The sequence below is a fragment of the Alsobacter sp. KACC 23698 genome (genome assembly GCF_045348435.1).
Classification (GTDB): domain Bacteria; phylum Pseudomonadota; class Alphaproteobacteria; order Rhizobiales; family Beijerinckiaceae; genus Alsobacter.
This window is the reverse complement of sequence record NZ_CP157484.1, coordinates 5,301,474-5,314,578: the sequence shown is the minus strand read 5'-3', so window position 1 is coordinate 5,314,578 and position 13,105 is coordinate 5,301,474. Positions and strand designations below refer to the sequence as shown.

12 protein-coding genes and 1 riboswitch are annotated in these 13,105 nt (G+C 72.2%); of the genes, 6 read left to right on the top strand and 6 right to left on the bottom strand.

Features of this window, described 5'->3' with window-relative positions; translation table 11 throughout:
* Positions 1–73 precede the first annotated feature (73 nt).
* From ABEG18_RS25460 to ABEG18_RS25445, 4 genes are all read left to right on the top strand, one after another.
* A complete protein-coding gene (locus ABEG18_RS25460) occupies positions 74–814 on the top strand; it encodes a metallophosphoesterase family protein (RefSeq protein ID WP_406855820.1) in 741 nt (246 codons plus the stop codon).
* 5 nt (positions 815–819) lie between these two features.
* Positions 820–2,223 (top strand): serine/threonine protein kinase, encoded by a 1,404-nt coding sequence (locus ABEG18_RS25455; protein ID WP_406855819.1) that lies wholly within the window; start codon positions 820–822, stop codon positions 2,221–2,223.
* 81 nt (positions 2,224–2,304) lie between these two features.
* Entirely contained in the window at positions 2,305–2,841 is a 537-nt protein-coding gene (locus ABEG18_RS25450; protein WP_406855818.1) for a cupin domain-containing protein, read from the top strand.
* Positions 2,838–3,482 (top strand): UdgX family uracil-DNA binding protein, encoded by a 645-nt coding sequence (locus ABEG18_RS25445; protein ID WP_406855817.1) that lies wholly within the window; start codon positions 2,838–2,840, stop codon positions 3,480–3,482. The genes ABEG18_RS25450 and ABEG18_RS25445 overlap by 4 nt, the downstream gene beginning before the upstream one ends.
* Here the strand turns inward: ABEG18_RS25445 and betC are convergent.
* The gene (gene betC / locus ABEG18_RS25440) at positions 3,479–5,029 is read right to left on the bottom strand and encodes a choline-sulfatase (RefSeq protein WP_406855816.1); all 1,551 of its coding nucleotides are present in this window, start codon (positions 5,027–5,029) and stop codon (positions 3,479–3,481) included. The genes ABEG18_RS25445 and betC overlap by 4 nt on opposite strands.
* Before the next feature lie 187 nt (positions 5,030–5,216).
* Between betC and wrbA the strand changes: the two genes are divergently transcribed.
* A complete protein-coding gene (gene wrbA, locus ABEG18_RS25435) occupies positions 5,217–5,816 on the top strand; it encodes an NAD(P)H:quinone oxidoreductase (RefSeq protein ID WP_406855815.1) in 600 nt (199 codons plus the stop codon).
* Positions 5,817–5,913: 97 nt separating this feature from the next.
* Here wrbA and ABEG18_RS25430 read toward each other — a convergent pair whose 3' ends face one another.
* The 3 genes from ABEG18_RS25430 to thiM are packed head-to-tail and all read right to left on the bottom strand — an operon-like array spanning position 5,914 to position 8,446.
* Positions 5,914–6,978: a TRAP transporter substrate-binding protein gene (locus ABEG18_RS25430; protein ID WP_406855814.1), complete on the bottom strand. Its 1,065-nt coding sequence runs from the start codon at positions 6,976–6,978 to the stop codon at positions 5,914–5,916.
* Entirely contained in the window at positions 6,975–7,628 is a 654-nt protein-coding gene (thiE, locus tag ABEG18_RS25425) for a thiamine phosphate synthase (RefSeq protein ID WP_406855813.1), read from the bottom strand. Before thiE ends, ABEG18_RS25430 begins: the two co-directional genes overlap by 4 nt.
* On the bottom strand, positions 7,628–8,446 hold the full coding sequence (thiM, locus tag ABEG18_RS25420) for a hydroxyethylthiazole kinase (protein WP_406855812.1): 819 nt from the start codon (positions 8,444–8,446) through the stop codon (positions 7,628–7,630). The genes thiE and thiM overlap by 1 nt, the downstream gene beginning before the upstream one ends.
* A gap of 46 nt (positions 8,447–8,492) precedes the next feature.
* Positions 8,493–8,591, bottom strand: a riboswitch (TPP riboswitch).
* 125 nt (positions 8,592–8,716) lie between these two features.
* Between thiM and ABEG18_RS25415 the strand changes: the two genes are divergently transcribed.
* A complete protein-coding gene (locus tag ABEG18_RS25415; protein ID WP_406855811.1) occupies positions 8,717–10,360 on the top strand; it encodes a Na/Pi cotransporter family protein in 1,644 nt (547 codons plus the stop codon).
* Between the two features lie 9 nt (positions 10,361–10,369).
* On the opposite strand, the gene pcaD is transcribed toward ABEG18_RS25415, so the two are convergent.
* Complete coding sequence (gene pcaD / locus ABEG18_RS25410; protein ID WP_406855810.1) at positions 10,370–11,575, bottom strand: 3-oxoadipate enol-lactonase; 1,206 nt, start codon at positions 11,573–11,575, stop codon at positions 10,370–10,372.
* 120 nt (positions 11,576–11,695) lie between these two features.
* Positions 11,696–13,060 (bottom strand): 3-carboxy-cis,cis-muconate cycloisomerase, encoded by a 1,365-nt coding sequence (pcaB, locus tag ABEG18_RS25405; protein ID WP_406855809.1) that lies wholly within the window; start codon positions 13,058–13,060, stop codon positions 11,696–11,698.
* Positions 13,061–13,105 lie beyond the last annotated feature (45 nt).

Here is a 13,105-nt window from a genome sequence, read left to right as displayed (position 1 = left end):
TGCAAGGCTCTAGGCGCCGGCTCCGTTTTGCGCTCCGATGCGCCGGACGGACCAGGACCGTTCCGGAGCCGCCGTGTCGATCGCTTTGATGTCCGACATCCATGGCAACCGGGAGGCCTTCGAGGCCTGCCTGGCGGACGCGCGCCGGCGCGGCGTGGAGCGTTTCGTGCTGCTGGGCGACTATGTGGGCTACGGCGCCGACCCGGGCTGGGTGGTGGACCAGGTCCGCGACCTCGTCGCCCACGGGGCGATCGCCCTGAAGGGCAACCACGACGCAGCCGTGCGCGACCCCGAGATCCGCATGAACCCGGTGGCCGAGGCCGCGATGGCGTGGACGCGCGGGCGGCTCGACGAGCAGCAGGGCGCCTTCCTGGCCGGGCTGCCCCTCTCGGCCGTGGACGAGGACCGGCTCTATGTGCACGCCAATGGCTGGGCCCCGGGCGACTGGGGCTACGTGCTGACGCCCGTCGAGGCGGAGCGCAGCATGCGCACCACGCCCCAGCGCTACACCTATTGCGGGCACACGCACTGCCCCATGCTCTACCACATGTCGCCCCAGCGGCCGGCGGGCGAGTTCCAGCCGCTGCCGGGCAAGCCCGTGCCGCTGTCGCCCTCGCGCTGCTGGCTCACCGTCCTGGGCTCGGTGGGGCAGCCCCGCGACCACAATCCGGCCGCCTGCTACGGGCTCCTGGAGTTCGCGCCGCTGCGGTTCACCTCGGTTCGCGTCCCTTACGCCACCACGGCGGCGGCGGCCAAGATCCGCGCGGCGGGCCTGCCCGAGAGCCTCGCCCAGCGCCTGCTGGAAGGGCGCTGACCGGCATGGGCCCGTTGCGCCAGCAGGTCGGCGACGTCATCGACGGGTTCGTCCTGGAGGAATGCGTCCACCGCACCGTGATGAGCAGCCTGTGGCGGGTGAGCCGCCCCGACGCGGGCGAAGGGCAGCCCCGGCTGGTGATGAAGATCCCGGCGCTGAAGCCCGGCGACGACGTCTCGGCGATCGTCGGCTTCGAGCTGGAGCAGATGATCCTGCCGCGGCTGAGCGGCCCGCATGCGCCCCGCTTCGTCGCCGCCGGCGACTTCACCCATGTGCCCTATGTGGTCATGGAGTGGGTGGACGGAGAGAGCCTGCTGGCCATCGCCAGGACGGCGCCTGTTCCCCCCGCCCGCGTGGCGGAGATCGGCGCCCGGATCGCCCGGGCCCTGCAGGACCTGCACCGCCAGCACGTGATCCACCTGGACCTGAAGCCCGCCAACATCCTGCTGCGCCCGTCGGGCGAGGCGGTGTTCATCGATTTCGGCCTGTCCCGGCATGACGAGCTGCCTGACCTGCTGGGCGAGGAATCCGACGTCCCGATGGGCACGAGCCCCTATATCTCGCCCGAGCAGGTGCTGGGCGTGCGCAGCGAGCCCAAGAGCGACCATTTCGCGCTCGGCTGCATCCTGTACGAACTCGTCACCGGCAAGCAGCCCTTCGGCGAGCCGAGCGGAAAGGCCGGGATGATGCGCCGGTTCTGGCGCGACCCGACGCCGCCGCGGGCGATCGCGCCGGATTGCCCGCCCTGGCTGCAGGACGTGATCCTGCGCTGCCTGTCGGTGGACCCGGCCCGCCGCTTCGCCAGCGCCGCGCAGCTCGCCTTCGCGCTGGAGAACCCCGAGAAGGTGGAGCTCACCTGGCGGGCCGCCAAGCTGCATCGCGACGGCTTCTGGACGGTCCTGCGCCGCCGGCTGGCGACGCGCCGGAGCGCCGCGCGGCCGCAGGCGCGCATCGCGGCCCAGCTCGACTCCGCCCCGATCGTGCTCGCGGCGGTGGACCTGCAATCCGGGCACGACGAGCTGGCGCTGCGCCTGCGCACCCACGCGGAGAGGATCTTCGCGGCCGAGCCGGGCGCCAGGCTCGTCTGCGTCACGGTGCTGAAGACGGCGCTGCTGTCGCTGGAGGATTCCGCACCGCGCAACGGCGGCAACGCCTATGTGCAGCGGCTCGTGGAGCTGCAGGACTGGGCGCGGGGGCTCAAGGCGCCCACCGATTCGATCAGCTTCCACGTTCTGGAGGCGGTCGACCCCGCGGCCGCGCTGATCGAATACGCCCGCAAGAACCAGGTCGACCACATCGTCATCGGGGCGCGGGGGAGCTCGGCGCTGCGGCGCTATCTCGGCAGCGTGTCGTCGCAGGTCGTCGCCGAGGCGCCCTGCACGGTGACGGTGGTGCGCCTGCACGGCTGAGAGGGCCTTCGGCGAGGCGCAGGCGGAACCCGATGGCCCGAGCGCCGTTCCGGGGAGGCGCAACAGACCGGAACCAGCGTCATGACGACAGGCTCGCCCGAAGCCCAGCGGCTGGAGCCGAATGGCGGGATCCCGAACTCCCGCCTGCCGCTCCTCGTCTACCGGGAGGCCCTGCCGCCAGCGGGCGACGTCGCCCGCGCGTTCGAGCGGATCTTCGCCGCGAATGGCTGGGGCGCGTCCTGGCGCGACGGAATCTTCGACTATCATCATTTCCACAGCACCGCGCACGAGGTGCTGGGCGTGGCGGCAGGGCGCGTCAGCGTCCAGTTCGGCGGCGAGGGCGGCCCCGTGGTGGCGCTCGAAGCGGGCGACGCGGTCGCGATCCCGGCCGGCGTCGCCCATCGCAACCGGGGCCAGTCCGACGACCTCGTGGTGGTGGGAGCCTATGACCGCAGCCGCGACTGGGACGTGCGGCGGGGCGACCCGCGCGAGCGGGCCGAGGCCGACGCCGCGATCCGCTCCGTCCCGGCGCCCGACACGGACCCGCTGCACGGGCAGGCCGGGGCGCTGCCGAGCCTCTGGGCCGGCGTGCCCGAAGCCCCGCCGGGCGTCGCATGAGCGACCTGTTCTCCCGCATGGAGCCCCAGGCCCCCGCCGGCCAGGACCGCGAGCCCGCCACGCTGGCCGAACTTTACGACCTGATGGCGGCCGCCGAGCCGCCAGGCCCGGGCGTCGGCCGCTTCGTGCCCGGCGAGGGACCGCAGGGCGCGCCGATCCTGTTCGTGGGCGAGCAGCCGGGCGACCAGGAGGATGTGCAGGGCAAGCCTTTCGTGGGGCCGGCCGGGCAGCTGCTCGACAGGGCGCTGGCGGAGGCCGGCGTGCCGCGCGGCGAGGCCTATGTGACCAACGCGGTGAAGCGCTTCCACTTCACCCAGCGCGGCAAGCGGCGCATCCACGAGAAGCCGTCCACCGGCGAGATCCGCAAGGAGCGCTGGTGGCTGGACAAGGAGATCCGGCTGGTGAAGCCGCGGATCGTCGTGGCGCTCGGCGCGACGGCCGTGCAGGCGCTGGCCGGCAAGGCGCTGCCGATCACGCGGTCGCGCGGGCCCTATCGCTGGCCGGACGAGCGCGACGGCTACATCACGGTGCATCCGTCCTACCTGCTGCGCCTGCAGGATCCGCACGAGCGGCGCACGGCCTACGAGGCCTTCGTGGGCGACCTGCAGCGCATCGGCGACCTGGCCCAGGCCGGCGGCTAGCGTCCCGGCTTCTTCACCGCCTCGGGGGCGGGCGGGAATCGCGACAGGATGTCGGTCTCGGTCACGTCTCGGTGGTTGCGTGTGTATTGCTCGGAGGCGTCGCGCAGGGGCTGGAAGTCCCACGGGTAGACGTGGCCCTTGGTGAGCGCCTTGAACACCAACAGGCGTTGCTGCTGGCTGGAGACGACCTCCTGGCGGATCGCGGCGGCGTCGAAGCCGGCGAGCGCCTGCTTCAGCGCGGCGAGCCGCGGCGCATGGGCGGGGTCAGCGGCGAGGTTCCGGTTCTCGTGCGGATCGGCGGCGAGGTCGAAGAGCTGGTCCGGATCGGTGTCGCAGCAGATCATCTTCCAGTCGCCTTGCCGGACCATGTACATCGGCGCGTGGACGCCCTCGGCGAGGTATTCGCCAAGCACGACCCGGTCCGGCTCGTCGCGGCCCTCCAGCGCCGGCATCAGGCTGGCGCCGTCCACCGGGCGGGCCAGCGTGGCCGAGCCTCCCGGCTTGGCGATGTCGACCAGCGTCGGCAGGAGATCCGCGATGGAGGCCGGAGCGGCGACCCGGCGCGGCGCGAAGCGCTGGGGCGCATGCACGATGAGGGGCACGCGGGCGGAATGCTCGCGGTAGCTCATCTTGTACCAGAGGCCCCGCTCGCCCAGGAAATCGCCGTGGTCGGACGTCACCAGCGTGACGGTGTCCTCCGCCATGCCGCAGGTTTCCAGCGTCTCCATGAGGCCGGCGATGAGGTCGTCCACATAGGTGATGTTGGCGTAGTAGCCGTGGCGCGAGGAGCGGATGTCCGCCTCGGTGACGTCGTAGTCGTCCATGGCCGACATGTCGTGCAGGCGGCGGCTGTGCGGGTCCATCTGCGCGTACGGGATGGCGGGCGTGGCCGGCAGGTCGATGTCGGCGTCGCGGTACTGGCTCCAGTACTTCGCCCGCGCCGCATAGGGGTCGTGCGGGTGCGTGAAGGACACCATCAGGCAGAACGGCAGCGTGTCCTTGTAGCGGGCGAAGTCGAACAGGCGCCGCCGGGCCAGGAAGGCGACCTCGTCGTCATATTCGAGCTGGTTGGTGATCTCTGCGATCCCGGCCTGCTTCACCGAGGTCATGTTGTGGTACCACCAGTCGATCCGCTCCTGCGGCTTCGACCAGTCGGGCGTCCAGCCGAAATCGGCGGGGTAGATGTCCGTCGTCAGCCGCTCCTCGAAGCCGTGGAGCTGGTCCGGCCCGACGAAATGCATCTTGCCCGACAGGCAGGTGCGGTAGCCCTCCAGCCGCAGGTAATGCGCGAAGGTCGGGATCGCGGAGCGGAACTCGGCCGCGTTGTCGAAGGCGCCGGTGCGCGAGGGCAGCAGGCCCGACATCATGGCGGCGCGCGCCGGGGCGCAGAGCGGGCTGTTGGTGTAGGCGCTCTCGAACACGACGCCCTCGCGGGCGAGGCGGTCGAGCGTCGGCGTCTTCACCACCGGATGGCCATAGGCGGGCAGGAAGGGAGCCGAGAGCTGGTCGGCGACGATCAGCAGGATATTGGGCTTCTTGTCGGCCATTCGGAGCTCCTCGTCGAATCGCGCCAAAGTGGCGGGACCGGGCGATCGGCGCTTTTCCCCCAACGACTGTCGCTTCTGCAAGGGCGCGCTTGCGCCGGACGGCCTTGCCGTTTGCGCCGCACAGGCCGAATTGTGCAGCGCAGGCCATTCCGGCCCCCTGTTTCCCTCCCCCGCCGCGGAGCTTCCGATGACCAAGGTCCTGGTTCTGTATTACTCGTCCTACGGCCATATCGAGACGATGGCCAAGTCCGTCGCCGAGGGCGCCCGCGAAGGCGGCGCCGAGGTGGTGGTGAAGCGCGTTCCCGAGACGGTGCCGGCCGAGGTCGCCAAGACCTACGGCTTCAAGACCGAGCACGAGTTCCCGGAGGCCACGGTCGCCGAACTGCCCGAATACGACGCCATCATCTTCGGATCGCCGACCCGGTTCGGCAACGTGGCCAGCCAGATGCGCAGCTTCGTCGACCAGACCGGCGGCCTGTGGGCGCAAGGCAAGCTGGTCGGCAAGGTCGGGTCGATCTTCACGTCCTCGGCCACCCAGCATGGCGGCCAGGAATCGACGATCCTGAGCTTCATCCCCACGCTCATGCATCACGGCATGGTGGTGGTGGGCCTGCCCTACTCCTACGCGGGCCAGATGGGCCTGGAGGAGATCAAGGGCGGCTCGCCCTACGGCGCCTCCACGATCGCGGGCGGCGACGGCTCCCGCCAGCCTTCGGCCGCCGACCTCGCGGGCGCGCGCTTCCAGGGCAAGCACGTCGCCCAGATCGCCGCCAAGCTGGCCGGCTGAGCGCGTTTCCCTCGGCTTCGAAGCGGCTTGCGCCCCCCGGGCCGCTTCGTGCAGACGGCCTCCGAGTCCCCCTCTCGGAGGCCGTTTCCGTTTCGGTTCAGCCCCTGAGCGCCTGGGCCATGTAGCCCTGGATGCGCGCCCAGGGCCTGCCGGCGGCCGTCGCCGCCCGGTAGGACGCCACGATCTCGCCGGCGATCGGCGTCTTGGCGGCGACGCGGTCGAGCACCGCGTCGGCCGCCTTGCGGGCCGCCGCCAGCACATCCGCCGGAAACGGCGTCGGCCGGGCGCCGACGGAGACGAGCTGGACCACGGCGTCGGCGTTGGTGCGCTCGGCGTCGGCCAGCCCCGCCCCGTGCTCGGCCAGGCAGGCGGCCTCGACGACGCCGCGCAGGTCCGGCGCGAGCGCCTCCCAGGCGCGCCGCGACACCAGCGCCTCGGCGGCGCCGTTGGGCTTGTTGAACCCCGGCATGTAGTAGACCGGCGCGACGCGGTGGAAGCCGAGCGGCAGGTCGTTGGCCGGCGAGAGAAGTTCGACCGCGTCGATGACGCCGCGCTCCAGCGCCGGATAGACGTCCCCCGGCGGGATCGCCTGCGGGACGGCGCCGAGCTCGGCGTAGACCTCGCCGCCCAGGCCCTGCACGCGGATGCGCAGCCCTTTCAGGTCGGCCGCCGAGGCTAGCTCCTTGCGGAACCACCCGCCCATCGACGGCCCGGTGTTGCCCGCCAGAAGGCCCCGCACGCCGAACGGTTCGTAGAGCCTGTCCCACAGGTCCTGGCCGCCGCGTTCGGACAGCCAGGCCTGGTGCTCGATGGCGCCGAGTCCGAAGGGCGCGGTGGTGAACAGCGAGGCGCCGGGCGCCTTGCCTTCCCAGAAGAACGAGGCGGTGTGGCCCATCTCGACCGTGCCGTTGGAGACGGCGTCCAGCACCGCGAAGGCGGGCACGATCTCGCCGGCGGCGAAGACGTCGATCTCCAGCCGGCCGGCCGACATCGTCCGGATCCGGTCCGCCACGCGGCGGGCGGAGACGCCGGGACCGGGCAGGTTTTTCGGCCAGGACGTCGCCATGCGCCACCGGATCTGGGGCTCGGCGCGCGCCAGCGCGGGCGCGCCCAGCAGCGCGGCGGCGCCGGCCGCGAGCGTCGAGCGACGGCTGGGGGTCATCGGCGAGCCGCCCTGACGTTGCGAATGATCATCGCCAGGCTGCGGGCCGCCGCCTCCGGATCCGGGGCCGAGCAGATGGCGGACACGACCGCGACGCCCTCCACGCCCGTCGCCGCCACGGCTTCGGCGTTCGCCGGCCCTATGCCTCCGATGGCGACCTTCGGGAGCGGGCACAGCGGCAGGAGCCGCGCCAATCCTTCGACGCCGATGGGAGGATCATGGTCCGGCTTGGTGCCAGTCGCCCGGATCGGGCCCACGCCCAGGTAATCGACGATCCCGTCGCCCGGCGCGGCCGCGAACTCGGCCGGCGTTCCGGCCGAGAGGCCGAGGATCATGTCCGGGCCGATCAGGTCGCGCACGCGGCGGGGGTCGCCGTCGTCCTGGCCGATATGGACGCCGTCGGCGCCGACCGCCTTGGCGATGGCGGCGCGGTCGTTGACGATCAGCGGAACGCCGCGCGGCTTCAACACGGCCAGCAGCGCCTCGGCGGCGGCGGCGAAATCCCGGTCGTCCGACGTCTTGTCGCGCAACTGCACGAGGGTGACGCCGCCCCGGACGGCGGCCTCCACGGTCGCCAACAGCCCGCGCGGCTCGACCAGCGCCGGGTCCGTGACGAGATAGAGCGAGAGGTCGAACGGGGTCTTTCCCATCAGGCGATCCTTGCGCCGGCGGACAGATCCTCGGGAGTGAGGGCGGCGAGTTCGTCCAAGAGCCGCACCTGGAACGTCCCCGGCCCGGGCGCTTCGCGGGCGGCGCGTTCGCCGGCCAGCCCGAAAGCGGCCAGCGCGGCCGTCGCCGCCTCGAACGGCGGGATCCGGGCGCCCAGGAACGCCGCGCAAAGCGCGCCAGCGACGCAGCCCGAGCCGGTGATGCGCCCCATCAGGGCGTGGCCGTTGTGGACGGCGAGCGACGCCGACCCGTCGGTGACGAAATCCACCTCGCCGGTGACGGCGACCACGCATGCGAGGCTCCTGGCCAGCGCGGTCGCGGCCTCCTGGACGGCGCGGGCGTCATGGTCCTCCGAATCCACTCCCCGGCCGGCCGCCTGGCCCGTCGCCATGGTGAGGATCTCGGCCGCGTTGCCCTTGACCACCGCCGGATGGAGCGACGCCAGCGACGCGGCCGCGCTCTGGCGGAAGGGAGACGCCCCGACGCCGACGGGATCGAACGCCCACGGGACGCCCGCCGCGTTCGCGGCCTGGGCCGACGCCGCCATCACGTCCACGCGATCGCGCGTCAGCGTGCCGATATTCACCAGCAACGCCCCGGCGCGGGCCGCGATCACGGCCGCCTCCTCGGGCGCATGCGCCATCACGGGCGCGGCCCCGGCCGCCAGCAGGGCGTTGGCGGTGACGGCCGCGACCACGTCATTGGTGAGGCAGTGCACGAGGGGACGCCTCCAGCGCAGCGCGGCGAGCGCCCCGCCGACGTCCGGGGGCGACACGATGGGATGAGGCGAAACCGTCATGGCGGCCGGAACGTCCTTCCTTCCAGCGGAAGAGACGCATGGCGCCTAAGCGGCGCCCTGCCCCTCCCTGCGCTGGCATTACCCAGATCAGGTTCGATGGGTGTGATCTCAGCCGCCCGCGAAGGCAGCACCCCATGGCGCGCCTAATCTAGGATGCGGGCGGCCGCGCCACAAGGTGGGCTCACCCCTGTCGCATTTGCGGCATAGGCGTTCCATTCACCGTCGTGATGTAATGCTGTATTCTACGCCCGTTCGCGCGAGGCCCCCCGCATGTCCGCCACGCAGGTCATCATCCATCTTTTCGGCGACATCGCGCTGCTGCTGTGGGGCATCCACATGGTGCATAGCGGCGTCATGCGGGCCTTCGGCAGCGAGCTGAGACGGGTGCTCGGCATTGGGCTGAAGTCGCGCCTCAACGCCTTCATGGCCGGCGTCGGCGTCACGGCGCTGCTGCAGAGCAGCACCGCCACCGCCCTGATGGCCACCTCCTTCGCGGCCGACGGCGTCGTCGCGCTGGCGCCCGCGATGGCGCTCATGCTGGGCGCGAATGTGGGCACGACGCTCATCGTGCAGCTGTTCTCGTTCGACATGGGGCTCGTCTATCCGGTGCTGATCTGCGCCGGCGTGGCGGCGTTCCGGCGCAGCGGGCGCACCACGGTCCGCGACCTGGGACGCGTGTCGATCGGGCTCGGGCTGATGCTCCTGTCGCTTCGGCTGCTGACGGAGGCCATCGCGCCGGTGGAGAGCGCGCCCGCGGTCCGCGACCTGCTGGGGGCCCTCACCCGCGAGCCCGTGCTCAACCTGGCGCTGGCGGCGGCCATCACCTGGGCGGCGCATTCCAGCGTGGCGGTGGTGCTGTTCGTCATGTCGCTGGCCGGCGCGGGGGTGATCTCGCCCGTCGCGGCGCTCGCGATGGTGCTCGGGGCCAATCTCGGCAGCGCGCTGAACCCGGTGCTGGAGGGATCCTCCGGCGATCCCCAGCGGATGCGGCTGCCGCTCGGCAACCTGATCAACCGGGCGGTGGGCTGCGTGCTCTTCCTGCCGCTCCTGAACCTGTGCGCCTCCTGGCTGGCGGCCCTGGACGCCTCGCCCGCCCATATGGCGGCTTTGTTCCACATGGGGTTCAACCTGGCGATGGCGGCGCTGGCGACGCCGCTGCTGCCCGTCATGGCGCGCATGCTGACGCGGCTCCTGCCGCAGACCATCAAGGCCTCCGACCCGGGCACGCCGCAATATCTCGACGCGTCCGCGCTGGAGACGCCTTCGGTGGCGCTCTCCAATGCGGCGCGCGAATCGCTGCGCATGGCGGACGTCGTCGAGGCGATGCTGCGCGGCTCGCAGGACCTGATCCACAGCGGCGACCGCAAGCGCATCGCCGAGATCGGACGCCTGGACGACGTCGTCGACCGGCTCCACGGCGAGATCGAGCGCTACCTGACGGCGATCAGCCGCGAGGCGTCCAGCGACGTGGAGACGCGCCGGCTGGCCGAGATCCTGGGCTTCGCCATCAATCTGGAGCATATCGGCGACATCATCGACAAGAACCTGAAGGAGCTCGGCGCCAAGTGCGTCAAGAACCGGCTTAAGCTCTCCGGCGAGGGCCTGGCCGAGATCGACTCGATGCACCAGCGCCTGATCGACCACATGCAGCTCGCCATCGCGGTGTTCATGGGGGGCGACCTCAACGCCGCCCGCCGCCTCGTGGCCGAGAAGGAGCAGTTCCGCGAGCTGGAGCGCATCGCCACCGAGCGGCATTTCGAACGCGTCCGGGACGGCGACACGGCCTCGATCGAGACCAGCGGCGTGCAGCTCGACATCGTGCGCGACCTCAAGCGCATCGAGGCCCACATCGCCGCCGCGGCCTATCCGCTCCTGGAGCAGAGCGGCGTGCTGCGCCAGAGCCGGCTCAAATAGGCCAGACGCTCAGGCTTGCGCCTCCCACGGCGCGACGGCGTCGACCTCCGGCCCGAGCACGTCCCTGACCCAGCGGAACGCCGCGTTGGCGGCCGGCACGCCGGCGTAGATGGCCGTCTGGATCAGGAGCGAGCGCAGCTCCTCCAGCGTCACGCCGTTCTTCAGCGCCGGGCGGACATGGAGCTTGAACTCCTCCTCGCGGTGCAGCGCCACCATCATGGCGAGCGTCACGCAGGAGCGCGTCTTCCACGCCAGCGTGTCGTCGCCCCACACCTCGCCCCAGGCGGCGCGGGTGATGAAATCCTGCCACGGCATGGCGAAGGGGCCCGCGCCGGCCAGGGAGCGCTGGACATGGTCGACGCCCAGCACCGCCTTGCGGTTGGCGAGGCCGCGCTGGAAGGCTGAGCCCGCATGCGCGACCGGCGGACCGGCCTGCGCGGCGAGGAACTCGCCCAGCAGCGCGTTGACGTCGCCCGGCTGCTCGGCCGCGAGCAGATGCGCGGCGTCGGCGATGGTTTCGAGCCGCGCGCCCGGGATGGCGGCGGCGAGCTCCCGCCCCATGGCGGGCGTCGTGACGGGATCGTCGGCCCCGGCGATCACCAGCGTCGGCGCCGTGATCGAGCCGAGCCCCGGCCGCAGGTCCATGTCGCGGATGGCGCGGCAGCAGGCGGCGTAGCCCTTCGGGTCGATGGCGTGCACCATCTTGGTGAAAAAGGCGAGCCGGGCCGGGTCGCGCTGCGCGAAGGCGGGCGTGAACCAGCGGCCGAGCAGCGGCCCCGCGATGGCCGCCATGCCCTCGCGGAGCACCGTGTCGGCGCGCGTCTCCCAGGTCTCGGGCGGCGGCAGCGCGGGCGCGGTCGCCATCAGGACGAGGCTCGCGACCTTGGCGGGATTCCGGATCGCGAGGTTCTGCGCCGTCATGCCGCCGAGCGACAGGCCGACCACATGGGCCTTCCCGATCCCGAGCGCGTCGATGAGACCCGCGAGGTCGTCGCCCAGCGTGTCAATGGTGACCGGCCCGTCGCCGGCGGGCGAACGGCCATGGCCGCGCATATCGTAGCGGATCAGGCGGTAGCGACCGGCGAAGGCGCGCGCCTGCGCCTCCCACATTTCGAGGGTGGTCCCGAGCGAGTTGGAGAACACCACCGGCGGGGCCTCGCGCGGGCCGGTCTCGTCATAGAAGAGGGTCGTTCCATTGACGTCGATCAGCGGCATGGCGGTGTTTCCAAGAGGGTGAGAGGTGTCGGCGCCGCCCAACAGCCGGGCGCACCCCTTCGCCCCGGAACGGGGAGAGGGCGCCTGAGCGCAGCGAGGTCGGATGAGGGGCTACGGGCGTCACGCGAGCGCGTCCGTCACAGGCTGAACGCTGGCGAGCGCGCGATCGACGAAACGGCCGGCGGCTTCGACGGACGGGCCCGGATCGAAGGCCCTGGCGAGGCTGACCCGGTCGAAACCGGCCGGGAGGTCCGGCAGGCCCTCGACGACCTCGCGCAGCGGCTTGCCGCTCCGGCGCACCTCGCCGGCGGCCTCTTCGACCAGGGAATGCGCCCTGGCGCGGCCGAGCGCCGGCGTCAGCGCCGCCGCGACCGCATCGGCGAAGAGCAGCCCCTGCGTAAGGTCGAGGTTGCGGGCCATGCGCGCGGGATCCACCTCCAGCCCCTCGGCGAGACGCCGCGCCTCCGCCAGCGCCCCGGAGGCGAGGCCGAAAAGCTGGGGCAGCGCGTGCCATTCGGCGTGCCAGGCTCCGGCCGGGCGCTCATGCGCGGCCGCCATGCCGGCGAGCAGCGTCGAGGCGAGACCGGGCGCGGCCTGGGCCGCCGCCAGGATCACCGTGCACGAGACGGGGTTGCGCTTGTGCGGCATGGCCGACGAGCCGCCGCGGCCGGGCGCATAGGGTTCGGCGGCCTCGCCGACCTCGGTGGAGGCCAGATGGGCCACGTCCGTGGCCATCTTGCCGAGTGCGCCGATCAGCATCGCCAGCCAGGTCCCGGCCTCCACGACGGCGCTGCGGCGCGTGTGCCACGACAAGGGCGGCGCGCCCAGCCCAAGCTCCGCTGCGAAGGCGTCCTGCACGGCCGGGCCATGCTCGCGCAGGCCGGCCAGCGTGCCGACAGGGCCGCTGAGCGAGGCCAGCAGCGTGCGGGAGCGGATCTCAGGCAGGCGTCCGGCGACGTCCGCGATCCCGGCGAGCCAGACCGCGGCCTTGAAGCCGAAGCTCACCGGCGCGGCGTGCTGCCCATAGGTGCGGCCCACGCAGGGCGTCGCGCGGTGCGTCCGGGCCAGGGCGGAAAGGGCCGCCAGGGTGGGGGCAAGGTCGGCCCGCAGCGCCTCGAAGGCGTCGCGCATCTGCAGGACCAGCGCGGTGTCGGCGATGTCCTGCGTGGTGGAGCCCTTGTGAAAGGCTGTTTCGACCTCTTTGGGCAGGCGCTTCTGCACCGCCTTGACGAAGGGGATCGCCGGCGCCCCGGCCAGCGCGGTCTCGCGGCCCAGCGCCTCCAGGTCCAGGCTGGCCGGATCGACCGCCGCGATGGCCGCCGCCAGCTCCTCCGGGGCGAGCCCGAACCGCGCCTCCGCCCGCGCCAGGGCGGCCTCGGCCTGCAGCATCGCGGCGAGCCGCGCCTCGTCCGAGAAGATCGCCCGCATCCGTTCGGTGGCGAAGAGCGGGCCCGTGAGGGCGGAATCGAGGGCTGAGAAGGTCATCGAGGTTGCGTCCGGTCTGGTCACGCAGCATGGCACGCTGGGCTG